A 26,243-nucleotide genomic window follows, 5' to 3' on the forward strand; every position below is an offset into this window, starting at 1 on the left:
AACCAAAACAGCAATGCTTCCCGCCGCCTCAGCCAACCAACAACGTCCCCGCCGCCGGTGAAGCGCTATCTAGGCCACACGCTTTTTACACGCAAGAGAGAAAAGACAGAAAAGTGACAAAAACTGCATTTGACGCCGGGGCAACCTTTGCAGGCAGCCGTTTGCTCATTCTTCAAAGAGCTCGGACTGCCCGCGCGGTGCGCTCTCTGGGCCATTGACCGGGTCATCTTCATCCGTATCGGGGGCGTTTTGACCGCCCAACCCCGGCATGGGACGACTGTCGAGCAAGCCTGCAGCGCGCAATTCCTGCAAACCCGGCAGGTCGCGCGCCGATTCGAGCCCGAAATGGTCAAGGAATGCGTCTGTCACGACGAAGGTTACAGGCCGCCCCGGTGTCATGCGCCGCCGTCCAAGCCGCACCCAGCCAAGTTCCAGCAATTGATCGAGCATCCCACGTGAGACCGCGACGCCCCGGATTTCCTCTATCTCGGTGCGGGTGGCAGGTTGATGATAGGCAATGATTGCCAGCGTTTCGATGGCTGCGCGTGACAGTTTGCGTTGCTCGACCCGTTCGGCCTGCATCAGCCAACCCAGATCAGGCGCGGTGCGCAGTGCATATTTATCGCCCACCCGCGACAGCTCGACCCCGCGCCCCGTATAATGCTGCCGCAACCGCACGAGCACTTCGGGCACGTCACAGCCCTGCGGCAGGCGTGCCGCGATCTCGGTGCTGGACAGCGGATGGTCACACGCAAAGAGAATCGCTTCCACCATGCGCTCTTGAGCGGCGAAGGTCGGCGCGGCAAAACCGCTTGGATCGACTGCGTCCATCAGCCCCCTCCCCGTCCGCGCAGATGCAATGGCGCAAAGGCTTCGGATTGCCGAAGGTCGAGCCGTCCTTGCTTGGCCAGTTCCAACGAGGCGGCAAAGGTCGAGGCGATGGCCGACCGCCGCCGGGTCGGCGCGCTGCCCCACCCTTCTGGCAGGAACCGACTTAGATCGGACCAGTCCAGCGTGATCGGCAAGAGCTGCGACAACCGCGCGAGGGCCGCATCCAGGGCGTAGATATCGCTTCGGTCAAAGGCATAGGGGCGAAATTCGTCGCGGGTGCGCAGCCTTGCATAGGCGCGCATCAGGTCCAGCAGGTTGGCCTGAAGTTCGGTCCGGCGCGTCACGGCGATCGTTTCGGGCTGGCCACGCGCAAAGAAATCTCGGCCCATCTGGTCGCGCGCCATCAGCCGCGCGGCGGCATCGCGCATGGCCTGCAAGCGCTCCAACTGCCACGCAAGATGTGCTGCCAGGTCTTCGCCACTTGGCCCGTCTTCTGTTGGGTCGGGCGGCAACAACAGTCGCGATTTAAGATAGGCCAGCCATGCCGCCATCACCAGATAATCGGCGGCCAGCTCAATTCGGAGGGCGCGCGCATCCTCGACAAAGCCAAGATATTGTTCGGCCAATTGCAGCACAGACACGCGCCGCAAATCGACCTTCTGGCTGCGCGACAGGGCCAGAAGCAGGTCAAGCGGGCCCTCGAAGCCATCGACATCGACGATCAGCTCCTCGGCGGCGCGGCGTTCGTCTACACTGTCCCAATCATCACTCATGCGGCAGAGTTTACGCAAAAGCGCGCACGGCGTCTATCACGCTGCGTGCCCGGTTCAGCGCCCGCCCCACTCTTGCAGGCGCGCGACATAGCGGGCCAGCGTGTCAATTTCCAAATTGATCTGATCGCCCAGCTTGGTGTCGGCCCATGTTGTAGCCTGCTTGGTATGCGGGATCAGGTTAATGCCGAATTCCGCGCCGATCACCTCGTTCACGGTAAGCGAGGTGCCGTTCAGCGCCACCGACCCTTTGGGTGCGATGAACCCGGCCAGATGGTCCGGCGCACGAAACCGTATGCGGGTGCTGTCGCCTTCGTCGGACAGCCCGATGACCTCTGCCAGACCATCGACATGGCCGGACACGATATGGCCGCCCAATTCGTCACCGACTTTCAGCGCGCGCTCCAGGTTCACGCGTTTGCCCGGCTCCCATGTTCCAAGATTGGTCTTGCCCACGGTTTCGGCGGAGACTTGCACGTCATACCAGTCCGGCCCCAGGGCCACGACCGTCAGGCAAACCCCGTCAGAGGCGATAGACGCGCCGATTTCTATGCGCGACGTGTTGTAGCCAGTTTCTATCCGGGCCCGCAGATCGCCTTCCTGCACGACCGAACGCACCCGGCCAATATCGGTAATAATGCCTGTGAACATAGCTGCTTCCCCCGTGCTGTCGGCGCACATAAGCTTAGTGCCTGTGGCTTTGCAAGCAACAGCCCGGCACGCGCGAATCGTTTTTGATGACGCGGCAGGACTTTTCGTTTACGCTATATAAAAAAGAGCAGCCCTATTCTGCGGATTAGGGATATAAACAGGCAAGACGCCATGGCACTACAAACCGCAACGCGGCGCTTCCTGTTCTTGCAGGGGCCGCATGGTCCATTTTTCGACCGGCTAGGTCGCATGTTGCGCGCAGCGGGCGCGCAGGTCTGGCGTGTGGGGTTCAACCAAGGCGACGCCATGTTCTGGCGCAACACGGCCAGCTACATCCCCTATACCGGCACACCGGAGGAGTGGGGGGCTGCCTGCGCCGACCTGTTTGAGCGTCATGGCATCACAGACCTCGCGCTTTATGGCGATGTCCGGCCCATTCATGCCGAAGCGATTGCGCTTGCGCGCGCCCGCGGCATCACAGTGCATGTGTTCGAAGAAGGCTACCTGCGCCCGTATTGGGTGACATATGAGCGGGACGGCACGAACGGCAATTCAGCGCTCATGACCATGAGCGTTGACGACATGCGCCACGCGCTGGAGAAATGCGACCTTGAACTGCCCGATCCGCCGGCGCATTGGGGCGATATGCGCCACCATATCTTTTATGGAGCGATCTATCATTTCTGCGTCATGGCGCTGAACCGGCGGTATCACCAGTTCAAGCCACACCGCGACCTGACCGTGGCACAGGAATTCCGGCTCTATCTGAAACGGCTCTGGGCGATGCCGCTCACCTCGCTGGAACGGCGTCTTGCGTCATGGCGCATCCGCAATGGCGGGTTTCCCTACCATCTGGTATTGTTGCAACTGGCCCATGACAGCAGTTTCCGCGCCCACGGGCCTTTTGAAACGCAGGCGCAATTTCTGGAAACCGTGGTCGACGGGTTCGCCCGCGGCGCACCACGCCACCATCATTTGGTCATCAAGGCGCACCCGCTGGAAGATGGGCGCCTGCCCCTGCGCAGCGTGATCCGAAAGCTGACCGAAGCACATGACTTGCGCGGCAGGGTGCATTTTGTGCGCGGCGGCAAGCTCGCGCTGTTGCTGAACCACGCACGTTCTGCCGTGACGGTCAATTCCACCGCAGCGCAACAAGTGTTGTGGCGGGGGATGCCGCTCAAAGCCTTCGGGCGCGCAGTGTTCGACAAAGCCGAATTCGTCTCGGCCCAGCCGCTAGAGCAGTTTTTCAGCGCCCCAACGCGCCCCGATGCCCGCGCCTACCGCCAATATCGGCATTTCTTGCTTGAAACCTCTCAAGTGCCCGGCGGCTACTATTCGTTGCGGGGGCGCAGGCAACTCATGCGACATGTGGTGGATATGATGCTGGCCCCGCATGACCCATACACCGCGCTCATCACCGGGGACGCGGCACCCCGGCAACAGTTACGCATGGTGCAATAACCTCTAACCCATTTCATCTCTTGGCGAAAAGCCGCCGTGGCTGTATACTTATAGCAACAATTAGAGGCATGTCCTTTTACAGGAGCCCGAGCAGTGTTTGCGATTACGAAGACCCTTGGCCATACCGTGGCCTTTTTGGCTTGCGTTGCCGTCGCCTCATGTGGCGTGCCACGCGATGGCCCAACAGCCAATGAAATCTACGAAGGCTCTGTCATGCGCAGTGGCGACGCGCATATCATTTCCGTCACCAAACGCGTCAGCCAGATCGCCAACAAGCCCGAAACGCTGGGCTTCAGCCATGCCTTGCGTGCAGGTGGGCTTCTGGGCGGTGACACCATCCGCCCCGGCGATACGATCACGCTTAACGTGTTCGAAAACGTGCCCGAAGGTCTGCTGGCCCCGGAAACCGCGAATAACGCCATTATCGAAACCTTGCAGGTCGATGATGCCGGTTTCATTTTCGTGCCCTATGCCGGACGCATCCGCGCCGCCGGGCAAACCCCCGAAGCCTTGCGCCGATTGCTGACCCGCTCGCTCGATGAGCAAACCCCGGACCCGCAGGTTCTGGTTGCCCGCACTCAGGGCGACGGCTCGACCGTTTCTGTTACGGGCGGCGTGACCGCGCAAGGGGTCTATCCGATCACCCGCGCATCGAACCGGCTGTCTTCGGTAATTGCGACCGCCGGTGGCATCAGCATCCCCTTGGAAACCGCGCAGGTTTTGCTGACACGCGGCAACCGCCAAGACAGCGCCTGGCTGGAAGATATCTTCTCTAACCCGTCGCTGGACATTGCCATTCGCGGCGGCGACCGGGTTCTGGTCAAGCAAGACCAACGCAGTTTCAGCGTGCTGGGGGCAACCGGGACAGCCAGTCGCGTCACCTTCGACACCCAACAGATTTCCGCAATAGAAGCGATTGCCTCTGTCGGCGGCCTGGACCCGTTACGCGCAGACCCCAAGGGCGTGTTCATTTTCCGCGACGAGCGCCCGGAAATCGCGACCGAAATCCTCGGGATCGGCCAGTTCGTGTCCGATGTGCGCTTTGTCTATGTGCTGGACCTGACCGCCCCCACCGGCATGTTCAACGCGCGCGACTTCAAAATCCGTGACGGCGACACGATCTTTGTGACAGAGGCCAGCTCTGTTCTATGGGCCCGCCAGATTTCGTCGCTCACCGGGTCGATTACCGCGGCCGGGTCTATTCGCGCGCTTACACGCAGTTCTGACTAAGACAATGCGCCCGAGGATCTATGCCGTTTCTGGCGGGTTCCTCGGGCCATCGGCACAAGCCCGTCGCATTCGCCGGATCATGGCCTTGGCCGGATACGCACCCCGCATTGGCTGGCCCAAACCCCAAGACATGGTCGCGGCATGGGGGCATGCCCCCCGCGCCGCCCGCGCAAAGGCCGTGGCGGAACGCAGTGGCGCCGCGCTGTTACGGGTAGAGGACGCTTTCCTGCGGTCGCTGTTCCCCGGTCGTTGCGGGGAGCCTCCACTCGGCCTTGTCATCGACGAGCAGGGCATCCATTACGACCCGTCCCATCCCAGCGATCTTGAAACCCTGCTGGCCAAGAACCCGCTCGACGATCATGCCTTGCTGGAAACCGCGCGGCTCTGCATGGCGCGGATAGGCGCGCAGCACCTGACAAAATATTCCGCCTGCGATCCAGACACCCCGGCACCGCCGCCGGGCTATGTGCTGGTCATAGATCAGGTCCGGGGTGACGCCTCGCTCACCCATGGCGGCCTGCACGGGCCGCTCTCCCCCTACATTTTTCACGAAATGCTGGTGCAGGCACAGTTGGACCACCCGACAGCGCGCATCGTGATCCGCACCCATCCGGAAGCTGCACAAGGGCTGCGGCCCGGCCATTTCACCGATGCCGATGCACAATCCGACCGCGTTTCCATCTGCGACGCGCCCTGTTCGCCCCAAAACCTGCTGGACGGCGCAATTGCCGTCTACACCGTCAGCTCTCAACTGGGGTTCGAGGCGATCCTAGCGGGGCATCGCCCCAATGTCTGGGGCTTGCCCTTCTATGCCGGATGGGGGCTGAGCGATGACCAGACGCCGCATCCACGCCGCAATCGCCGCCTGACCCGCACGCAGCTTTTCGCGGGCGCCATGCTGCTTTACCCCAAGTGGTATCACCCTTGCCGCGACCGGCTCTGCGCCCTCCCCGACCTGCTCGATCATCTCGAAGCACTGGTCCGGGCGTGGCGCGAAGATCACGCCGGCTATGACACGCTTGACATGCGGCTCTGGAAGCGGCCGCATCTGCAAGCCTTCTTCGGGCGCTGGCAAAAGCTGCGGTTTCGCAAGACCGCGATGGGACGCCGCAGCATGGTCTGGGGCGCAGGCGACGGCGACATTCGCATAGAGGACGGCCTGCTAAGATCGCGCGGCCTTGGCGCAGCCCTTACGCCACCGCTGTCACTGGTGCGCGACGATCTGGGCATCTATTACGATCCAACGCAGCCCTCGCGGCTGGAACATCTGGTGGCGCGCCCCCTGCCGCCGGGCGGAACAGAGCGCGCCGCGCGTCTTATTGCCGGGCTGCGTGCGCAAGGGCTCACCAAATATAATCTTGCCGGCGCGCGTGCAACCCTGCCCCAAGGCCACCGCATCCTCGTGCCGGGACAGGTCGAAGATGACGCCTCAATCCGCTTGGGCGCTGCAGATATCTGCACAAATACAGCGCTCCTTTCCAAGGTCCGTGCGGAAAACCCGGATGCAATCATCCTCTATAAACCGCATCCCGATGTCGAAGCAGGCCTGCGCCCCGGCGCCTTGGCCGACATGTCTGCCGCAGATATGGTCTTGCCGCAGGCAGACACGGCATGGCTTTTGACCCAAGTGCAAGAGGTGTGGACGATCACATCAACCCTCGGCTTCGAAGCGCTGTTGCGCGCCGTGCCCGTCACCTGTCTTGGCGCGCCTTTCTACGCCGGCTGGGGCCTCACGCGCGATCTGGGGCAGGTTCCCGACAGGCGCCGCGCGCGTCCCAGCCTTGAAATCCTCGCCCATGCCGTGCTGATCGACTACCCGCGCTACCTTGACCCGGTCACGCGGCTGCCATGCAGCCCGGAATTGGCGTTGGAACGCTTGGCGGACCCCGCGGCAGCGCCGCAACCGCCTGTCCTGCGGGTATTGGCAAAGCTGCAAGGCTTGCTTGCCAGTTACACGACTTTCTGGCGCTGATTTCATCTTGCCAGAAATACTCGCGGGGGAAGTCACCCCCAGAGGGGGTGAATGGGGGCGGCAGCCCCCCTCCAGTAAAGCCTTGGGCGAAAGCCCGCCGCTGGGTTACAGCTACTCGGCGCTCAACCGGCTAACGACAATCGTGACCTCGGGCTTCTTGCCCAGTTCTTCCATCACAACTTGCCGCACCACACGGCGCATGCCGTCATTCAGCTTGTCGTCATCGGTCAGAACCTTACGGCTGGCACGGTTCAGGAAATCGGATAATTCATCCTCTATCACCTCGTTCAGCGCCTGCCCGCCCTTGGCAACCGGGCGCAGACCCGCGATCTCGGCCCATGGGTCGCCCAGCACTTCGTCGGCTTCGTCCATGATGACCGTCACAAAGACATGCCCGCCAATCGCCATGCGGATACGGTCGCGCACGATTCCGTCCATAGCACCGATCAGGCGGCTGCCGTCCAGATAGGTCCGCCCCGTGGGGATTTCATCGACCAGCACCGGCACATCGTCGGTCAGGTCCAGCACAGAGCCGTTCGAGACGACCAATGACCGCATCCCACGTCCAATCGCCAGCTTTGCGTGTTCACGCATCATCCGGTGTTCGCCATGCATAGGCACCAGAATTGCCGGCTGGATCAGGTCTTGCATCGCCTCCAGATCGGGGCGGTTCGCATGGCCCGAGACATGGTAAAGCCGCTCGGAATTGTCGATCACATCAACGCCCATTTCCGACAGCCCGTTGACGATTCGACCAACCTCGCGCTCGTTGCCGGGGATGGTCATGGACGAAAACAGGAACGTATCGCCCTCGCGCATGTGCAGCCCCATATAGGTGCCGCGCGCCAGTTGCGCGCTGGCTGCGCGCCGCTCGCCTTGGCTACCAGTCACAATCAGCAACAGATTTTCGCGCGGGATGTCTTTCGCCTGCTCTGGGCTAACAGTCGCCGGGAAATCCTTCAGGATGCCCGACTCGGTCGCCACTTGTGTCATGCGCAGCATGGCGCGGCCCATCAGGCAAACAGAGCGCCCGGCCTCTTGCGCCGCGACGGCCAGCGTTTTCAGCCGCGCCACGTTCGACGCGAACGTCGTCGCCACGACCATACCGCGTGCATCGCGCATCAGGTCGGCAATCGGGCCCGCCAGCGTCGCTTCGGACCGCCCCGCTTGCTTGTTCATCACATTGGTGCTGTCGCACATCATGGCCTTCACGCCCGAGCGCCCGATCTCTGCCAGCATGGCCGGATCATGCGGCTCGCCCACGCCGGGCGTGGTGTCGGCCTTGAAGTCGCCCGAATGCACCAACCGCCCGGCGGGCGTGTCGATAATCATGCCCGATGCTTCGGGCAGCGAATGCGCGACCGGGAAGAACTGGACCGAGAACGGACCGGCCTGAACCGGTTCCATCTTGCCCACGGTTTTCACCTGCGCAATGTCCTGCCCCTGATCCTGCATTTTCAGCTTGGCAATCCGCGCGGTGAAATCGCGCGCATAGACCGGGGCTTGCAGGCGATCCCACATCTGGCCAACGGCCCCGACATGATCCTCATGCGCGTGGGTGATGAAAATCGCGTCCAGCCGGTCGCGACGCTCTTCCAGCCATGTCAGGTCGGGCAGGATGACATCGACGCCGGGCTGCCCGCCCATATCCGGGAAGGTAATGCCAAGGTCCACCAGGATGAACCGCTCGCGCCCCTTGGGGCCGTATCCATACAGGTAGGCATTCATGCCCACCTCGCCTGCGCCCCCAAGGGGGACGTAGATCAATCTTTCAGCGCTCATGGCTGCTCCTATATCGTCATGGCCGTGTTATAGTCATGGATCACCCGCAGGCCATACATCGTCAGGTCATCCTCGATTTCGTCAAACAGGTCTTCGGCCTGTGCGAACAGTGCCGCCAGACCGCCTGTGCCAATCACTTTCATGGGGCGGCCATACTCGGCCTTTATCCGCTGGGTAATCCCTTCGATCAGCCCTGTATAGCCCCAGAACACCCCGGATTGGATGCACGCGACCGTATTCGTGCCGATCACGCGCTCAGGGCGCGAAATATCGACATGCGGCAGGGCGGCAGCACCCTGGTGCAAAGCTTCCAAACTTAGGTTCACACCCGGCGCGATTACACCGCCAACATAGGCGCCATCCTCGGCTACCACGTCGAAATTGGTGGCGGTGCCAAAATCCACGACAACCACATGCCCGCCATGGCGCTGAAATGCGCCAGCCGCATTGGCCAGACGGTCAGGACCAGGGCGCACGCCCTCTTCCACTCGTGGCGGGACCGGCAGGCGGCATTCGGGCTTGCCCACCACAAGCGGGCGGCAGTCGAAATAGCGGTCGCACAGAACCCGCAGATTGAACACCACGCGCGGCACGGTGGACGAGATGACGACATTACGGATATCCGCCGTAATACCGCGCACCTGCATCAACGTGGACAGCCAGACATAATACTGGTCCGCCGTGCGCCGATGGTCGGTCGAGGTGCGCCATGTTTGCAAGATGACATCATGTTCCCACAGGGAAAACACTGTGTTGGTGTTGCCGCAGTCAATGGTCAGAAGCATGGGCTTTCCTTAGAAAAACACGTCAGCAGCAGGAATGGCGCGCAGGCCATGCGCGCTACGCAGCAAAAGCGCGCCAGTATCGTCAATCCCTTCGAACGTGCCCTCATGGCTGTCGGTCACAGTGCGCGCCGTGATCTTTTCGCCCAAGCGCGCAGCACGGGCCAGCCACGCGGTGCGGATCGGGGCGAAGCCGTAAGTGGTGAACTGCGTCTGCCAATGGGCAAAGGCGGGGGCAAGCAGGTCAAGGAACTCTTCGGGCGCGATCCGTAGGCCGGTTTCACCCAGCAGACTGACCGGGCGCAGCGCACCCGCGTCGGCGTCGGGGTGGGCCGCAAGGTTAACCCCGATCCCGATTGTCAAAAACGGCCCCGCGCTTTCCAACAAGATGCCCGCCAGTTTTGCCCCGTGCAACAGAACGTCATTGGGCCATTTCAGCGCAAAACTGTCAGGACGACCAGTCGCAGCGGTCAAGGCCTCTTGCAGCGCAAGCGCGGTCACAAAGGAATAGAGCGCGGCCTGCGCGGTTGGCATTTCGGGCCGGAACAGGTAGCTTGCGGCAAAATTACCCTCCGGGTCATGCCACACTCGGCCGCGCCGTCCCCGCCCTGCGGTCTGGCGCAGGGTGAGTATCCATTCCGGGCCAGCAAATGCCGCCATCCGGCGCGCGGCCTCTGCATTGGTGCTATCGACCTGCGGCAGGACGCTGCGCCCTACCCCGTCCGGCCAGTTACCGGACAAGGGCATCCGCCGCCAAAGCGGCCATTCCGTCTATGCCGAACAGGTTGATGACCCCGAGCACCATGATCATCGCGCAGGCGACCAGAAGTGTTGCCTGAACCGGCGCGCGAACTGTGTCGAGCGGTTCTGACTCTGCTCCGAAATACATGTAGAACACGATCCGTAGATAATAGAACGCCCCGATAACGGACGCGATAACCCCGGCAACCGCCAACCATGTCAGCCCGGCATCGACGGCCGCCCACAGCACATAGAACTTGCCGAAGAAGCCCACCAGCGGCGGAACGCCCGCAAGGCTGAACATCAGCACCAGCAGCGCCAATGCGCGCAGTGGTTCAGCTTTAGACAGTTGGTTCAGCTCCGAAATATCCGTCACAGCTTTACCATCGCGCCGCATGGTCAGGATAAAGGCAAAGACACCGATATTCATGGTCACATAAATCGCCATGTAGACCAGCATCCCTTGCACGCCCTGCGCGGTGCCTGCGGCCAGACCAACCAATGCAAAACCCATGTGACTGATCGACGAATAGGCCATTAGCCGCTTGATGTCGCGCTGTCCGATCGCGGCAATCGCGCCCACAAACATGGACGCCGCCGCCAATAGCGCCACGATCTGCGACCAGTCGCCCGGCACGGTGCCGAAAGCGTCATGCACCAACCGTGCAATCAGTGCCATCGCCGCCACTTTGGGCGCGGTGGCGAAAAAGGCGGTTACGGGCGTGGGCGCGCCTTCATAGACATCCGGCGTCCACATGTGGAACGGCACGGCAGAGACCTTGAACGCCAGCCCCGCCAACATGAAGGCCAGACCCATCAGCAGGCCAACCGACATGCCATCTTCGGAGATGGTGCTGAGGATGCCTGCAAACACGGTCGTGCCCGCATAGCCATAGGTCAGCGACGCGCCATACAGAAGCAGGCCCGAGGCCAGCGCGCCAAGGATGAAATATTTCAACCCTGCTTCGGTCGAGCGGCTGGAATCGCGGTTCATGGTGGCGACAACGTAAAGCGCCAGCGATTGCAGCTCCAACCCCATATACAGAACGATCAGGTCGCCCGCAGAGACCATCAGCATCATCCCGACGACTGACAGCGCGATCAGGATCGGGTATTCGAATTTCAAAAGCCCCGTCTCGATCATCACCGATTTACCCATCACCAGCACCACGGCGGCAGAGACAAGTATCAGCATCTTGGCGAATTGCGCGAAGCCGTCTTTCAGGTAGGTGCCGTTAAACGCGGTCAGCGGCTCTAGCGATTGCGTGCCCGAATACAGTGCCAGCATCACCATAAGTGCTGCGGTCGCGTATAAGATAGGTTCGGCCAGCTTGTCCTTGCCGCCATAAACGCCCACCATCAACATGGCCATGGCAAAGAGCGCGAGGACAATCTCTGGAAGCGCGGTTGTCAGATCTGCTCCGATCATGTCGGGCCCTTTCAGTTCTGTGCCAGTTGGGATGCGGCCTCATGGGCCTGCAACGCCAACGCATGTCCATCGACCAGCGCGCTGACCGAAGGACCGATGATATCGGTGATAAAGGCCGGATAGACCCCAAGGATCAGCGTGGCCGCCACCAAAGGCGCCATCATTGCCTTTTCGCGGCGGTCCATGTCGGAAATGCCTTTCAGGCTGGCCTTGATAAGTTCGCCCATCACCACCCGGCGATAGAGCCACAGCGCATAGGCCGCCGACAGGATCACCCCGCTTGCGGCGAAGAACGCGACCCAAGTGTTCACTTGGAACACCCCCATGAAGGTCAGGAATTCGCCGACAAATCCGCTGGTCCCCGGCAGGCCGACATTGGCCATGGTGAACAGCAGGAACACGGCAGCATAGACCGGCATGCGGTTGACCAGGCCGCCATAGGCCTCAATCTCTCGGGTGTGCATGCGGTCGTAGATAACCCCTACACCCAGGAACAGCGCGCCGGAAATGAAACCGTGGCTTATCATCTGGAAGATCGCGCCATCCACGCCCTGCTGGTTCGCGGCAAAGATACCCATGGTGACAAAGCCCATATGCGCCACCGACGAATAGGCGATCAGCTTTTTCATGTCGGTCTGCATCAGCGCGACAAGGCTGGTATAGACAATGGCAATCGCCGACAACCACAACACCAACGGCGCGAAGATGTCACTGGCCACCGGGAACATCGGCAGGCTGAACCGCAAGAACCCATAGCCACCCATTTTCAGCAGCACCGCTGCCAGCACCACGGACCCTGCGGTCGGGGCCTGAACATGCGCGTCGGGCAGCCATGTATGCACCGGCCACATCGGCATTTTCACCGCGAAGGACGCGAAGAAGGCCAGCCACAACAGCGACTGCATCCCACCAATAACCTGCCAACCCGCAACGCTGAAGGTTTCAGTGCTGAACTGGTGGTTCAGCAGCGTCGGAATGTCGGTCGTGCCGGCATCAACATACATTGCGATCATCGCGACCAGCATCAGCACCGACCCAAGGAAGGTATAGAGGAAGAACTTGAACGCCGCGTAAATGCGTTCCTTGCCGCCCCAGATGCCGATGATCAGGAACATCGGGATCAGACCCGCTTCAAAGAACAGGTAAAACAGCACAAGGTCCAGCGCCGTAAACACGCCGATCATCAGCGTTTCCAGCAGCAAAAACGCGATCATGTATTCCTTCACGCGGTGCGTGACGTTCCAGCAGGCGGCAATCGTAATCGGCATCAGGAAGGTTGTCAGCATGACGAACAGAACCGAGATGCCATCGACCCCCATCTTGTAGGTCAGGCCCAAGATCCATTCATGTTCTTCGACGAACTGAAAGCCTGTGTCGGCCGGGTCAAACCCCACCAACAGGATCAGGGACGCAGCAAAGGTTGCCAGCGTGGCCACGAACGCCACCCATTTCGCGTTATTTCGCGCGGCCTCATCATCGCCGCGCAGAAAGACCGCAAGGATCAGTGCCGCGATGGCAGGCGTAAAGGTGATGATGGAAAGCAGGTTCAGCATCAGTTTGCCCCTCCGCCCAGCGTGACAAAGCTCACGATGGCGACAATGCCCAGCACCATGGCGAAGGCGTAGTGATAGACGAAGCCGGATTGCGCACGGCCTGCCAGACGCGTCAGCATCGGGATGATCCCCATGGCCAGACCATTAATGCCGCCATCAATCATGCCGCCGTCGCCCTTCTTCCACAGGAAGGTGCCGATGGCCTTGGCAGGCCGAACGAAGACCGCGTCGTAAATCTCGTCGAAATACCACTTGTTCAGCAAGAACTGGTAGGCACCGGGGAAGGTTTCGGCCAACTTTTTGGGCAGTTCGGTATTGCGAATGTAGAAGAGCCAGGCCAGCCCAAGCCCGATCAGCATGGCGACGAAGGGCGCGGCCTTGACCCATTTATCGACATAATGCGCATCATGGATCAGATCGTTTTCCGGCGCGATGAACAGCGCTGCACCGAAATATTCGCGCACCGCCTCGGTCGAGCCGAAGAACGGCCCGTAGAACACTACGCCCGACAGAACCGCACCCACCGCCAGCACCGCCAGTGGCACAAGCATGACCAGCGGGCTTTCATGCGCGTGTTCGTGCGTATGCTTGTCGCCGCGCGGGGTGCCGAAAAAGGTCATGAACATCAGCCGCCAGCTATAGAAGCTGGTCATCAGCGCCGCGATCACCAGGAACCAGAACGCATAGGTCGTGCCAGCGGCAAAAGCGCTCTCGATGATCGCGTCTTTAGACACGAAGCCGGCAAAGCCAATGGTCGTCAGCGGTATGCCCACACCGGTAATGGCCAGCGTGCCGATCAGCATGGCGTAATAGGTCATGGGCAGCTTTTTGCGTAGGCCCCCGTAGTTTCGCATGTCCTGCTCATGGTGCATGCCGTGAATGACCGACCCCGCCCCAAGGAACAGCATCGCCTTGAAGAAGGCATGCGTCAGCAGGTGGAACATGGCGACCGAGTAAACACCGATACCCGCGGCCACGAACATATAACCCAGCTGCGAACAGGTCGAATAGGCGATCACGCGCTTGATGTCGTTCTGCACCAGACCCACGGTTGCGGCGAAGAAGGCGGTCAACGCACCGATAAGCACGATAAAGCTAGTCACATCGGGCGTGTATTCCATCAGCGGCGAGAAACGCGCGACAAGGAACACACCCGCCGTCACCATGGTCGCAGCGTGGATCAGCGCCGACACCGGCGTCGGGCCTTCCATCGCGTCGGGCAACCACGTGTGCAGCAAAAGCTGCGCCGATTTGCCCATCGCACCCACGAACAGCAGGAACGCGATCAGGTTGGCGGCGTTCCATTTCGTCCACAGGAAGCTAACGGTTGTTTCAGCCAGCATGGGGGCTGCGGCGAACACATCGTCATAGGCGATGGAATCGACAAGGTAGAACGTCACCATCAGCGCGATGATCAGGCCCATATCGCCCACGCGGTTGACGATGAACGCTTTCATCGCGGCGGCACCTGCGCTTTGCTTGCGGAAGTAGAAGCCGATCAGCAGGTAAGACGCTAGGCCCACGCCTTCCCAGCCGAAGAACAATTGCACAAGGTTATCGGCCGTCACCAGCATCAGCATGGCGAAGGTAAAGAGCGACAGATAGGCGAAGAAACGCGGGCGGTAGCTTTCATCCTCGGCGAAATGGCTGTCATGCGCCATGTAGCCAAAGCTATACAGGTGGACCAAAGCAGAGACCGTGGTGATCACGATCAGCATGACCGCCGTCAGACGGTCCAGCCGGATCGCCCAGTCGCCTACCAGCGTGCCGCTATCAATCCAGCGCATCAGCGTGATCTGCTCTACCCCGCCATCATGCGTCAGGAAGATGACCCAGGACAGGATCGCGGACAGGAACAGCAGGCCCGTGGCAATGATCTGAGCCGCTTTTTCGCCGGTGACGCGCCAGAACAGCCCGGCGAGGATCGCGCCGAACAAGGGCGCCAGTAGAACAATCGTCGCCATCGGATCAGCCTTTCATCACGTTGACGTCTTCGACGTCGATCGTGCCACGGTTGCGGAAGAAGCACACAAGGATCGCAAGGCCGATCGCGGCCTCTGCGGCGGCCACGGTCAGCACGAACATGGTGAACACTTGGCCCACGAGATCGTTCAGGAAGCTGGAAAAGGCAACAAGGTTGATGTTGACCGACAGCAGCATCAGTTCAATCGACATCAGAATGACGATGATATTCTTGCGGTTCAGGAATATGCCGAAAATCCCAATGACGAAGAGCGCCGCCGCCACCGTCAGGTAATGTTCAAGTCCTACCATTGTCGTCCCTCGTGTTATTCTGGCGCGGGCCTTTGCGGCTCTCGCTATGCGGTGGCCGGGCTTAGCTAAGCCCCTGCCCCGATTTGACATCTTTCAGTTCCATCGCCTTGGCCGGGTCACGGTGCATTTGCGAGATCACGTTTTGGCGCTTCACATCCTTGCGGTGGCGCAGCGTCAGCACAATTGCGCCGACCATCGCAACCAGCAGGATCAGGCCAGAAACCTGAAACACCAGAAAATACTGGTCATAGATAATCATCCCCAGCGCCTTGGTGTTGTGGACCTCTGCCACATCCGGCGTAGGCGCTTGGCGCAAGCCCATCGCCTGTTCGCTGCTGGACCACGCGCCAAAGAGCATGGCCATTTGCAGCAACAAAACGACACCAATAATAGCGGCTATCGGAAAATACCTCGCCATCTCACTGCGCAAGGACGCAAAGTCGATGTCGAGCATCATGACCACGAACAAGAACAAAACCGCCACCGCGCCGACATAGACGATGATAAGCAACATCGCCATGAATTCGGCCCCCAGCAGGACGAACAGGCCCGCCGCCGACAGAAACGCAAGGATCAGCCACAGCACCGAATGCACCATGTTGCGCGAGATCGTGACCAGAAAGCCCGCGCCCAGAAGTGTGACCGCGAATGCGTAGAATGTGATATCGGCTATGCCCATGTTGTCGGGTCCTTCGTATCGGTGTCGCGGCTTTAGCGGTAAGGTGCGTCGATTTCCAGATTGCGCGCGATCTGCGCTTCCCAACGGTCGCCGTTTTCCAACAATTTGGCCTTGTCGTAGAACAGTTCTTCGCGGGTTTCGGTGGCGAATTCGAAATTCGGTCCTTCGACAATCGCATCGACCGGGCAAGCCTCTTGGCAGAAGCCGCAATAGATGCATTTGGTCATGTCGATGTCGTAGCGCGTGGTGCGGCGGCTGCCGTCGTCACGCGGCTCGGCATCAATCGTGATGGCCTGCGCGGGGCAGACAGCTTCGCACAATTTGCAGGCAATGCACCGCTCTTCGCCATTCGGGTAGCGACGTAGCGCGTGCTCGCCCCGGAACCGGGGGCTGAGCGGCCCCTTTTCATGCGGGTAGTTGAGGGTCGGCTTTGGCGCCACGAAGTAGCGCATCCCCAACCCGAACCCTTTGATGAAGTCGGTCATAAGCGCGTATTTGACCGCGCGTCCCCAATCGAACCCCATGGTTAACCCCCAATCGCCCAGCGGGCCCAAAAGCCGCCAGCCACTTCGAATTTTGCAAGGAAAGAAATCAGCACGACCCACGCGAGCGACACGGGCAGGAACACTTTCCAGCCAATGCGCATCAGTTGGTCGTAGCGGTAGCGCGGCACGATGGCCTTCACCATGGCGAACATGAAGAAGAAGAATGCCATCTTGATGAACATCCAGTGGAACCCGTCAGGCAGGCCCGGAATGGGCGACAGCCAGCCGCCGAAGAACAGCAAGCTCATCAGCGCGCACATCAGGAAAATCGCGATATACTCGCCTGCCATGAACAGCAGATAAGGCGTCGAGCCGTATTCCACCATGAACCCGGCCACCAGTTCCGATTCCGCTTCGGGCAGATCGAACGGTGGGCGGTTGGTTTCGGCCAAAGCGCTCACGAAGAACAGCACGACCATCGGCAGATGCGGCAGCCAATACCAGCCCAGCAGGCCATAGCCCGTGTCTTGCGCGCCCACGATCGCGCCAAAGCTCATCGACCCGGTGGAGATGATGACGCCGATCACGATCAGACCGAGCGAGACCTCATAAGAGATCATCTGTGCAGCAGACCGCAAAGACCCAAGAAAAGCGTATTTCGAGTTGGACGCCCAGCCGCCCATGATGACGCCGTAAACTTCCAAGGACGCGATCGCCATGACGAACAGGATCGCTACATTAATGTCTGCCAGAACCCAACCATCGTTGAACGGGATCACCGCCCAGGCGAGCACCGCCAGAACGAAACTGGCCAAGGGTGCCAGAAAATACACCGGCCGGTCCACGCCCGCCGGGATGACCACTTCCTTGACGACGAATTTGATCGCATCGGCAAAGGTTTGCAGCAAGCCCCATGGCCCGACCACGTTCGGGCCGCGCCGCATCTGCACCGCTGCCCAGATCTTGCGGTCGGCATAGACAAGGAAGATCAGGCTTATCATGACAAAGCCAACCACCAGCAACGATTGCGCGGCTATTAGCGTGGCGATACCCAAACTGGTTTCCAGAAATTCAGCCATGCGTCCCTCTATTCCTCAGACCGTTGGAATGTTCTGCGCATTGCAGTCATCCACGACCACTTCCGCGTCTATTGTTCTTGTTCCGCGTGGCAGGTCGGGCGAGATGGTGTAAACTCCATCCGCTTCCCAGATGCCACCCCTTTGCGTAGTGCTTGTGCGCACATGGCGCGCAAAATTATAACCCCGGATCAACGTATACTGGGCCGCTGCGCAACGCGCATACGCGATCGCCTCTGCTTGTCCAGCCTCGCCCGCAATCTGCACCAGAAAACTGACCAGATCGCCATCCAGCAACCGCGTGTCCACGCCCAGATATTGGGTGCGCGCAGGCGGATCAAGCGTATCGCGCGCGCCCTGCCCGGCGACACAGCCCATCAACCCACCGCAAGCGGCGAGCGTCAGGGCTTTGGCTGGGAGGGCATTGGCGATCATGACGGTTTACTCCGCGGCCAGCGCGGTTTCAGCCCGCGCTTTTGCCATTGCAGAGAGTTCAGCCATAAGGCTAGAGGCCCGCGCGATCGGGTTGGTCAGGTAATGGTCCGCCACAGCAGACTTGAAAGCCACCTGTGCCAACTTGCCCTGCGGCAGCGAATGCCATTCGTTTTCCGGCACCTCGTCGATTTCCGCCAGATGCGGGAAGCTGCCAGTCAACTGATTGCGCAATGCGCTCAGGTTGTCGAAGGGCAAGGTTGCGCCCAGTTCTGCCGAGAGCGCACGCAGAATAGCCCAGTTTTCTTTAGCCTCTCCCGGTGCAAAACCGGCGCGCAGCGCCAGTTGCGGACGGCCTTCGGTGTTCACGAACAGGCCGTTTTCCTCGGTATAGGCCGCGCTTGGCAGGATAATATCCGCGCGGTGCGCGCCCCGGTCGCCATGGCTGCCCTGATAGATCACGAAGGCACCCGGTGCGATGTCGACCTCGTCCGCACCAAGGTTGTAGATCACCTCTGCGGCCTCGGTCGCGGCGGGCAAGCCGCCTTCGGTGATGCAGCCGATATCCATTGCGCCCACGCGGGCGGCGGCAGTGTGCAGCACCAAGAGTTTCGCGCCCGATTTCTCGGCAATCGCCTGCGCGGTAGCCAGAACCGCTTCGCCATCGGCGTCGCGCAATGCGCCTTGGCCGACGATGACCACGCAGTCCTTGTCAGCCAGATCGGACATATCCAGATCCAGCACATGCGCCAGCGCAGCGCGGTCGGTGCCCATGTGCTCATAGTCATAGGTCAGGTCAGCCGCGTCGCCCACCAGCGTGACATCGGCGCCGTGCAGCCACGCCTTGCGGATACGCGAATTCAGAACAGGCGCCTCATGGCGCGGATTGGTGCCGATGAGCAGGATTTTCTGCGCGTGGTCCACGTCTTCGATGGTTGCGGTGCCGACATAGGCAGAGCGGTTGCCCGCAGGCAGCTTCGCGCCATCGACACGGCATTCGGTTGTGCCACCCAGATTTTCGACGAGCGTTTTCAAAGCATAAGCCGCTTCCACCGACACCAGATCACCGACAAGCCCGGTCAACTTGCGGCCCTTCATCGCCGCTGCCGCTGTCGACAAGGCTTCGGGCCAAGAGGCCGCGCGCAGCTTGCCGTTTTCGCGAATATAGGGGCGATCAAGGCGCTGGCGTTTCAGCCCATCCCAGACATAACGCGAACGGTCGGCCAGCCATTCTTCATTAATGCCGTCATGGTTGCGCGGCAGAATACGCATCACTTCGCGGCCCTTGGTGTCCACGCGGATGTTCGACCCCAGCGCATCCATCACGTCGATGGTTTCGGTCTTGGTCAACTCCCACGGGCGCGCGGTAAAGGCGTAGGGCTTGGACACCAGCGCGCCGACCGGGCACAGGTCGACGATATTGCCGACCATCTCGGATTCGATCAGTGCACCCAAGTAAGTCGTGATTTCTGCATCCTCGCCGCGCCCCGTCTGACCCATGACCTGAACGCCGGCCACTTCGGTCGTAAACCGCACGCAACGGGTGCAGGAAATGCAACGCGTCATATGCGTCTCGACCAGCGGTCCAAGCTGCAAATCCTCGGTCGCGCGCTTGGGTTCGCGGAAACGCGAGAAATCGACGCCATACGCCATCGCCTGATCTTGCAAATCACACTCGCCGCCCTGATCGCAAATCGGGCAATCCAGCGGGTGGTTGATGAGCAAAAACTCCATCACGCCTTCGCGCGCCTTCTTGACCATCGGTGTATTCGTCTTCACCTGCGGCGGGCTGCCATCGGGGAAGGGTCGCATGTCCTTGACCTGCATCGCGCAGCTTGCCGCCGGTTTGGGTGGTCCGGGCTGCACCTCGACCAGGCACATGCGGCAATTGCCGGCAATCGACAGACGTTCATGATAGCAAAAGCGCGGAATTTCGATCCCGACCATCTCGCACGCTTGAATCAGCGTCATGGTCTGGGGAACTTCCACTTCCTGCCCGTCGATGATGATCTTGCGAAGGTCAGACATTTCTCACTTCTCCCGCAACCGCTTGCCGATGGCAGAGCCTTCGGCAATCTGGTCGCTTGCATAGGCACACACGGCCTGTTCGTTCATCGGGTCCACATCGGCGGCCCGCAGATAAGTAAACACAAGCTGGCGCATCCGTTCTTGTTCCGCCTCATCCTCGACAAAGGCTTCGATCTGCCCCCGGTCAGGACCAAGCGCGCGCGCCTTGTTGTAGAGACCAAAGAAATACGCCACCCGCGCGAGTTTTCCGGGCGGGTCAATGCTGTCGGGGCAGCTATCTGCGATATGCTTGATGATGGCCGCCGTAAACAACCCGTTATACACTTCCGGCGTCGCGCGCAGCAGGTCGTTAACCTCTGCCTGCGTCATGGATTGCGCCGCGCTGCCCGTGGCGAGCGAGGCGGCAACCGCAAGTCCTGCCAAGAGCGTTGCGCGTGCCATCATCCTACTCCGCTGCCACGCGCCCGGCCTTGTTGGCACGGATGCGATCCTCGATCTCGGGGCGGAAATTGCGGATCAGGCCTTGAATGGGCCACGCCGCCGCGTCGCCAAGCGCACAGATCGTATGGCCTTCGACCTGCTTGGACACGTCCCATAGCATGTCGATTTCCTCGATCTCGGCCTCTCCGCGCACAAGGCGGTCCATGACCCGCATCATCCAGCCGGTGCCTTCGCGGCAGGGCGTGCATTGGCCGCAGCTTTCGTGCTTGTAGAACTTGGCCAGCCGCCAGATTGCCTGCACGATATCGGTGGATTTATCCATCACGATCACCGCCGCCGTGCCAAGGCCCGAACGCAGGTCTTTTTGCAGGTAGTCAAAATCCATGATTGCACCCTGCATGTTTTCACCCCGCACGCAGGGAACGGATGACCCACCGGGGATGACCGCCAGCAAGTTGTCCCAACCGCCGCGAATGCCGCCGCAATGGGTTTCAATCAGCTCTTCAAAGCTGATCGACATGGCCTCTTCTACCACGCAAGGTGTGTTCACATGGCCGGAAATCGCGAAAATCTTGGTGCCTGCGTTGTTTGGGCGGCCAAAGCCTGCGAACCACGCGCCGCCGCGGCGCAGAATTGTGGGCACAACGGCGATGGATTCCACGTTGTTCACCGTGGTCGGGCAACCATAAAGCCCCGCGCCCGCCGGGAAAGGCGGCTTCATCCGCGGCATGCCCTTCTTGCCCTCCAGGCTTTCCAGAAGTGCTGTTTCCTCGCCGCAGATATAGGCCCCGGCCCCGTGGTGCAGGTAGATGTCGAAATCATAGCCGGACCCGCAAGCATTTGGACCAACAAGCCCCGCGTCATAGGCTTCATCAATGGCGTTTTGCAGCGCCTCTTTCTCGCGGATGTATTCGCCACGAATGTAGATATAGCAGGCATGCGCGTTCATCGCGAAAGACGCGATCAAGCAGCCTTCGATCAGCGTATGCGGATCATGGCGCATGATCTCGCGGTCCTTGCAGGTGCCCGGCTCGGACTCGTCTGCATTCACAACCAGATAGGCTGGGCGTCCGTCGCTTTCCTTGGGCATGAAAGACCATTTCAGACCGGTCGGGAACCCGGCCCCGCCGCGTCCGCGCAGGCCCGATTGCTTCATTTCATCCACAATCCAGTCGCGGCCCTTTTCAAGGATCTTCTTGGTGCCATCCCAATGGCCACGCGCTTGCGCGCCTTTCAGCGAGCGGTCATGCATGCCGTAAAGGTTGGTAAAGATGCGGTCCTTGTCGTCCAGCATATGCGTATCCTTATCTGCGCGCTCAGCGGCCTTTCAGCCGCCAGATGCGGAAAGTCACAATCAAACCCCAGGCAAAGGCGGCAAGGGCGGCAAAATCGACCAGAAAAGCGTAGCGCGCCTGCCAGCCAAACTGCCCGCCGATGAATTGCAGACCAACCCACAGCACAATCGCCACGGCCATCACCGCCCCCGCAAGCCGAGCCTGCCGGGCAAGTGCCATGTCCTGTTCGCTGGGTTTGGTCATGCCCATCATCCTTTACGCCCGGTCAGGAGCGGCTTGAGAATTCAGTCTCGCCACCTTCGGCAAGGGTTTTGGCCTGTTCGATCCAGCCATCGCGTTCGATCCGGCCCTTGAACTTCAGCCGTGTATCGACCCAAGCCACCTCTGTCGCGGTCCAGCTTGCAATCTGCCAGAAATGCCAGACCCCCAACTCGTTCAGCACCCCTTCCAGCTTGGGACCGACACCTTTGATCTTTTTCAGATCGTCCGGCGTGCCGCGTGCTTCCGTCAGCATTTCGGGTTTGGTTTCCATAACCGTCGGTTCCACAACGTCCGGCGCGGCTTTCGGCGTGGCCTTGGGGACCGCAACCTGTTCCTTGCGGCGCAGGGTTTCGCTGTCACCCTTCGCCTTGGGGGCTTCGTCTGGATCAGCGGGTTTGACCAGTTCGGCCACATTTCCGCCCATCGGCATTCCATCGGCGCGGGGGTGATCGCACCACGGCGCCACCAGTGGCACTTCGCTGCCGTCAATGCGCTTGAGCGTGTCGCCAAGGCCGGTCGCCAACGCAACTGACCCGTTTTCGGCCTGCCCGGTGTAATCCTTCAGCGTGGTTGCCCCACCCAAGGGTTCTGACGCGAACCGACCTTTTTGCGAGCCGGGCGTGGGCACTTTTCCCTTTGCCATCTCGTCGATCAGCTTGGCAAAGCTCTCAGCGTCAAGGTCTTCGTAATAATCCTTGCCGATCTGCGCCATGGGGGCGTTCGAACACGCACCAAGGCATTCGACTTCTTCCCACGAAAACTTGCCATCTGCGGACAGCTTATGCGGCTGCTTGGCAATCTTCTCTCGGCAAACCTTGACCAGTTCTTCAGACCCGCACAGCATACAGGGCGTGGTGCCGCAAATCTGGAAATGAGCAACAGCGCCAACGGGTTGCAACTGGAACATGAAGTAAAACGTCGCCACTTCCAGCGCGCGGATATAGGCCATGTCCAGCATTGCCGCGACATGTTCAATCGCTGCGCGGGTCAGCCAGCCATGCTGTTCCTGCGCGCGCCACAAAAGCGGGATGATGGCGCTGGCCTGACGGCCCGCCGGATACTTGGCAATCTGCGCTTCCGCCCATGCCTGATTGGCCGGGGTGAACGCGAAGCTGTCGGGCTGGTCTGGGTGCAGTCGGCGTAGCATTAGCGGTCAATCTCTCCGAACACGACATCCATGGTGCCGATAATGGCGGCCACATCGGCCAGTTGGTGACCCTTGGCCACATGGTCCATGCTTTGCAGGTGTAAAAAGCCCGGCGCGCGCAGCTTGGCGCGGTAAGGCTTGTTCGTGCCATCGGCCACCAGATACACCCCGAATTCGCCCTTCGGCGCTTCGACGGCTGCGTAAACCTCGCCTGCGGGCACATGGAACCCTTCAGTATACAGCTTGAAATGGTGGATCAGGCTTTCCATCGAAGTTTTCATGTCCGACCGCGACGGTGGCGTCAGCTTGCCCCGCGCAAGCACATCACCCTGCCCTTCGGGCGCACGCAGCTTTTCAATGGCTTGCAGCATGATAGAAGTAGATTCGCGCATTTCCTGCATCCGGCACAGGTAGCGATCATAGCAATCACCATTCTTGCCGACCGGGATTTTGAAGTCGAATTCGTCATAGCATTCATAGGGTTGCGCGCGGCGCAAATCCCATGCCAGCCCCGACCCGCGCACCATGACGCCGGAATAGCCCCAATCAAGGATTTCCTGTTCCGAAATGATCCCGATATCAGCATTGCGCTGCTTGAAGATGCGGTTTTCGGTCAGCAGCGTGTCGATATCGTCCAACACTTTCGGGAAAGCATGCGCCCATTCTTCGATATCGTCGATCAATGCGGGCGGCAGATCCTGATGCACGCCACCGGGCCGGAAATAGGCCGCGTGCAGGCGCGCGCCGCAGGCCCGCTCATAGAAGATCATCAGCTTTTCGCGTTCCTCGAAGCCCCAGAGCGGCGGCGTCAGCGCGCCGACATCCATTGCTTGTGTGGTCACGTTCAGCAAATGCGACAGGATACGCCCGATTTCCGAATACAGCACACGGATCAACTGAGCGCGGCGCGGCACCTCGACCTCGGTCAGCCGCTCTATGGCAAGGCACCAAGCATGTTCCTGGTTCATCGGCGCGACGTAATCCAGCCGGTCGAAATAGGGCAGGTTTTGCAGGTAGGTCCGCGATTCCATCAGCTTTTCGGTGCCACGGTGCAGCAGGCCGATATGCGGATCGCAGCGTTCCACGATCTCACCATCCAGCTCTAGCACCAGCCGCAACACACCATGCGCAGCAGGGTGTTGCGGGCCGAAATTGATGTTGAAATTGCGGATGCGCTGTTCTTGGGTCAGCGTGTCCGGCGTGTAGGAGCCATCCATCATGTCGCAGCCTCCTTCTTCTCGTCACCCGGAAGGACGTAGTCCGCACCTTCCCAAGGCGACATGAAATCGAACTGGCGGTATTCCTGAACCAGTGACACGGGTTCATACACCACGCGCTTCAATGCCTCGTCGTAGCGCACTTCGGTATAGCCCGTGGTCGGGAAATCCTTGCGCAGCGGGTGGCCGCGAAAGCCGTAATCCGTCAGCAGGCGGCGCAAATCCGGATGGCCGGAAAACAAGATCCCGAACATGTCGAAGACTTCCCGCTCGAACCAGTTGGCCGAAGCGTGAATGCCGGTGATCGATGGCACGATGTCATCCTCGCCCGCCATGACTTTCAACCGAATGCGGTGGTTCCGATACATTGACAGGAAGTGATAGACCACCTCGAACCTGTCGGCCCGGCCCGGATAATCGACCGCCGTGATGTCCACCAGCGTCGAGAATTTCATGCTCTCATCGCTCTGCAACCACCGCACCAGCACTGGCAAATGTGAAAGCGTCGTCGTTACGGTCAACTCGCCGAATGCGATCTCGTGCCCGACCACGGCATCGGACATGCGCGCGTCAAGCTGGGCGGTGATATCGTGCAAATCAGTGCTCATAAGCCCCCCTCAGCGAACCAGCGTGCCGGTGCGACGAATCTTGCGTTGCAGTTGCAGGATACCATACAGCAGCGCCTCTGCCGTAGGCGGGCAGCCGGGCACATAAATATCCACCGGCACCACGCGGTCACAGCCGCGCACGACGGAATAGCTATAGTGGTAATAGCCGCCGCCATTGGCGCAGCTTCCCATAGAGATCACGTAGCGCGGCTCTGGCATCTGGTCATAAACCTTGCGCAGAGCAGGCGCCATCTTGTTGGTCAGCGTTCCCGCTACGATCATCAGGTCCGACTGGCGCGGGGACGCGCGCGGCGCGGTCCCAAAGCGTTCCAGATCATAACGCGGCATCGACGTATGCATCATTTCGACCGCGCAGCAGGCAAGGCCAAAGGTCATCCAGTGCAAGCTGCCATTGCGCGCCCAGTTGATGATGTCTTCGGTCGAGGTCAGCAAAAACCCCTTGTCCTGCAATTCGCGGTTCAGCGATTGCGTGGCAACCTCGCGGTCGGCCCCTGCCGTGTTGGCTCCGGTCATCACTCCCATTCCAGCGCCCCTTTCTTCCATTCATAGGCGAAGCCCACCGTCAAGACCGACAAGAACACCATCATGGACCAGAACGCTGTCATCGACATGTCACCAAAGGCCACAGCCCAGGGGAACAGGAACGCTATTTCCAAATCGAAGATGATGAACAGAATCGACACAAGGTAGAAGCGCACATCGAATTTCATGCGCGCATCATCGAAGGCATTGAACCCACATTCATAGGCCGACACTTTTTCAGGGTCGGGGTTGCGCACCGCGATAACAATGGCCGACAGCAGCAGCACAAGGCCAAGGCCCAAGGCAATGGCCAGGAAAATCACGATGGGCAGATAGGACGCGAGGAGGTCTTGCACCTTTGGCTCCTTTCGCAGGCAGCACTTGCTGCACCGAACTGTGCCGACAGACGGAATCTGTGGGCTTTGGCTGTGCACCATCTACTCTGCAACGATGGGTTGGTCAACTGAACTAGCCCGTTTGAATGCGGAAAAACGCGCGTCAGGATACCGTGGTATACATTTAACATTCATTAATATGAATGGCTTGCCGCGCGTG

Annotated in this window: 26 protein-coding genes; 3 read left to right on the forward strand and 23 right to left on the reverse strand. The window is 60.4% G+C overall.

Going from position 1 to position 26,243, the window contains the following annotated elements; translation table 11 throughout:
* Window positions 1-165: 165 nt before the first annotated feature.
* The 3 genes from scpB to M3N55_RS06485 are packed head-to-tail and all read right to left on the reverse strand — an operon-like array spanning window position 166 to window position 2,252.
* Window positions 166-834, reverse strand: coding sequence for an SMC-Scp complex subunit ScpB (gene scpB, locus M3N55_RS06475; RefSeq protein ID WP_249057880.1), 669 nt, complete (start codon window positions 832-834; stop codon window positions 166-168).
* Entirely contained in the window at window positions 831-1,604 is a 774-nt protein-coding gene (locus tag M3N55_RS06480) for a segregation and condensation protein A (protein ID WP_249057600.1), read from the reverse strand. The genes scpB and M3N55_RS06480 overlap by 4 nt, the downstream gene beginning before the upstream one ends.
* Window positions 1,605-1,658: 54 nt before the next feature.
* Window positions 1,659-2,252: a riboflavin synthase gene (locus tag M3N55_RS06485; RefSeq protein ID WP_249057602.1), complete on the reverse strand. Its 594-nt coding sequence runs from the start codon at window positions 2,250-2,252 to the stop codon at window positions 1,659-1,661.
* A 171-nt stretch (window positions 2,253-2,423) separates the two neighbouring features.
* Here M3N55_RS06485 and M3N55_RS06490 point away from each other — a divergent pair, with 171 nt between their 5' ends.
* The 3 genes from M3N55_RS06490 (at window position 2,424) to M3N55_RS06500 (ending at window position 6,915) form a co-directional block, all read left to right on the forward strand.
* The gene (locus M3N55_RS06490) at window positions 2,424-3,713 is read left to right on the forward strand and encodes a capsule polysaccharide biogenesis protein (protein ID WP_249057603.1); all 1,290 of its coding nucleotides are present in this window, start codon (window positions 2,424-2,426) and stop codon (window positions 3,711-3,713) included.
* Window positions 3,714-3,806: 93 nt separating this feature from the next.
* Complete coding sequence (locus M3N55_RS06495; protein WP_249057605.1) at window positions 3,807-4,943, forward strand: polysaccharide biosynthesis/export family protein; 1,137 nt, start codon at window positions 3,807-3,809, stop codon at window positions 4,941-4,943.
* A 4-nt stretch (window positions 4,944-4,947) separates the two neighbouring features.
* Window positions 4,948-6,915, forward strand: coding sequence for a capsule polysaccharide biogenesis protein (locus M3N55_RS06500; RefSeq protein WP_249057607.1), 1,968 nt, complete (start codon window positions 4,948-4,950; stop codon window positions 6,913-6,915).
* Between the two features lie 111 nt (window positions 6,916-7,026).
* Here M3N55_RS06500 and M3N55_RS06505 read toward each other — a convergent pair whose 3' ends face one another.
* From M3N55_RS06505 to M3N55_RS06600, 20 genes are all read right to left on the reverse strand, one after another.
* The gene (locus M3N55_RS06505; RefSeq protein ID WP_249057609.1) at window positions 7,027-8,697 is read right to left on the reverse strand and encodes a ribonuclease J; all 1,671 of its coding nucleotides are present in this window, start codon (window positions 8,695-8,697) and stop codon (window positions 7,027-7,029) included.
* An 8-nt stretch (window positions 8,698-8,705) separates the two neighbouring features.
* Entirely contained in the window at window positions 8,706-9,482 is a 777-nt protein-coding gene (locus M3N55_RS06510; protein ID WP_249057611.1) for a type III pantothenate kinase, read from the reverse strand.
* Between the two features lie 9 nt (window positions 9,483-9,491).
* Window positions 9,492-10,226: a biotin--[acetyl-CoA-carboxylase] ligase gene (locus M3N55_RS06515; protein WP_249057613.1), complete on the reverse strand. Its 735-nt coding sequence runs from the start codon at window positions 10,224-10,226 to the stop codon at window positions 9,492-9,494.
* A complete protein-coding gene (gene nuoN / locus M3N55_RS06520) occupies window positions 10,210-11,649 on the reverse strand; it encodes an NADH-quinone oxidoreductase subunit NuoN (protein ID WP_249057616.1) in 1,440 nt (479 codons plus the stop codon). The genes M3N55_RS06515 and nuoN overlap by 17 nt, the downstream gene beginning before the upstream one ends.
* 11 nt (window positions 11,650-11,660) lie before the next feature.
* Window positions 11,661-13,202, reverse strand: a complete 1,542-nt coding sequence (locus M3N55_RS06525; protein WP_249057617.1) for an NADH-quinone oxidoreductase subunit M — start codon at window positions 13,200-13,202, stop codon at window positions 11,661-11,663.
* Window positions 13,202-15,166, reverse strand: a complete 1,965-nt coding sequence (nuoL, locus tag M3N55_RS06530) for an NADH-quinone oxidoreductase subunit L (protein WP_249057619.1) — start codon at window positions 15,164-15,166, stop codon at window positions 13,202-13,204. Before nuoL ends, M3N55_RS06525 begins: the two co-directional genes overlap by 1 nt.
* Window positions 15,167-15,170: 4 nt before the next feature.
* Complete coding sequence (nuoK, locus tag M3N55_RS06535; protein WP_071796935.1) at window positions 15,171-15,476, reverse strand: NADH-quinone oxidoreductase subunit NuoK; 306 nt, start codon at window positions 15,474-15,476, stop codon at window positions 15,171-15,173.
* 61 nt (window positions 15,477-15,537) lie between these two features.
* Complete coding sequence (locus tag M3N55_RS06540) at window positions 15,538-16,155, reverse strand: NADH-quinone oxidoreductase subunit J (RefSeq protein ID WP_249057621.1); 618 nt, start codon at window positions 16,153-16,155, stop codon at window positions 15,538-15,540.
* Between the two features lie 32 nt (window positions 16,156-16,187).
* Window positions 16,188-16,679 carry an NADH-quinone oxidoreductase subunit NuoI gene (nuoI, locus tag M3N55_RS06545; protein ID WP_249057623.1) on the reverse strand — a complete coding sequence of 164 codons (492 nt, stop codon included), beginning with the start codon at window positions 16,677-16,679 and terminating at the stop codon, window positions 16,188-16,190.
* A gap of 2 nt (window positions 16,680-16,681) precedes the next feature.
* Window positions 16,682-17,719, reverse strand: coding sequence for an NADH-quinone oxidoreductase subunit NuoH (gene nuoH / locus M3N55_RS06550; protein WP_249057626.1), 1,038 nt, complete (start codon window positions 17,717-17,719; stop codon window positions 16,682-16,684).
* Window positions 17,720-17,734: 15 nt separating this feature from the next.
* On the reverse strand, window positions 17,735-18,094 hold the full coding sequence (locus tag M3N55_RS06555; RefSeq protein WP_249057881.1) for a hypothetical protein: 360 nt from the start codon (window positions 18,092-18,094) through the stop codon (window positions 17,735-17,737).
* Between the two features lie 63 nt (window positions 18,095-18,157).
* The gene (gene nuoG, locus M3N55_RS06560) at window positions 18,158-20,176 is read right to left on the reverse strand and encodes an NADH-quinone oxidoreductase subunit NuoG (RefSeq protein ID WP_249057630.1); all 2,019 of its coding nucleotides are present in this window, start codon (window positions 20,174-20,176) and stop codon (window positions 18,158-18,160) included.
* Window positions 20,177-20,179: 3 nt separating this feature from the next.
* Window positions 20,180-20,620 carry a DUF5333 family protein gene (locus M3N55_RS06565; RefSeq protein WP_249057632.1) on the reverse strand — a complete coding sequence of 147 codons (441 nt, stop codon included), beginning with the start codon at window positions 20,618-20,620 and terminating at the stop codon, window positions 20,180-20,182.
* A 1-nt stretch (window position 20,621) separates the two neighbouring features.
* Complete coding sequence (nuoF, locus tag M3N55_RS06570; protein WP_249057635.1) at window positions 20,622-21,911, reverse strand: NADH-quinone oxidoreductase subunit NuoF; 1,290 nt, start codon at window positions 21,909-21,911, stop codon at window positions 20,622-20,624.
* Window positions 21,912-21,933: 22 nt separating this feature from the next.
* The gene (locus M3N55_RS06575; RefSeq protein WP_249057636.1) at window positions 21,934-22,155 is read right to left on the reverse strand and encodes a DUF5337 domain-containing protein; all 222 of its coding nucleotides are present in this window, start codon (window positions 22,153-22,155) and stop codon (window positions 21,934-21,936) included.
* 22 nt (window positions 22,156-22,177) lie between these two features.
* Window positions 22,178-23,320: an NADH-quinone oxidoreductase subunit E gene (locus M3N55_RS06580; protein ID WP_249057638.1), complete on the reverse strand. Its 1,143-nt coding sequence runs from the start codon at window positions 23,318-23,320 to the stop codon at window positions 22,178-22,180.
* On the reverse strand, window positions 23,320-24,540 hold the full coding sequence (locus M3N55_RS06585) for an NADH-quinone oxidoreductase subunit D (protein WP_428982620.1): 1,221 nt from the start codon (window positions 24,538-24,540) through the stop codon (window positions 23,320-23,322). The genes M3N55_RS06580 and M3N55_RS06585 overlap by 1 nt, the downstream gene beginning before the upstream one ends.
* Window positions 24,537-25,145, reverse strand: coding sequence for an NADH-quinone oxidoreductase subunit C (locus tag M3N55_RS06590; protein ID WP_249057640.1), 609 nt, complete (start codon window positions 25,143-25,145; stop codon window positions 24,537-24,539). Before M3N55_RS06590 ends, M3N55_RS06585 begins: the two co-directional genes overlap by 4 nt.
* Window positions 25,146-25,154: 9 nt before the next feature.
* A complete protein-coding gene (locus M3N55_RS06595) occupies window positions 25,155-25,688 on the reverse strand; it encodes a NuoB/complex I 20 kDa subunit family protein (RefSeq protein WP_176699388.1) in 534 nt (177 codons plus the stop codon).
* Complete coding sequence (locus tag M3N55_RS06600; protein WP_249057642.1) at window positions 25,679-26,044, reverse strand: NADH-quinone oxidoreductase subunit A; 366 nt, start codon at window positions 26,042-26,044, stop codon at window positions 25,679-25,681. The genes M3N55_RS06595 and M3N55_RS06600 overlap by 10 nt, the downstream gene beginning before the upstream one ends.
* Window positions 26,045-26,243 lie beyond the last annotated feature (199 nt).

This window comes from Roseinatronobacter domitianus (assembly GCF_023336755.1).
Lineage (GTDB): Bacteria > Pseudomonadota > Alphaproteobacteria > Rhodobacterales > Rhodobacteraceae > Roseinatronobacter > Roseinatronobacter domitianus.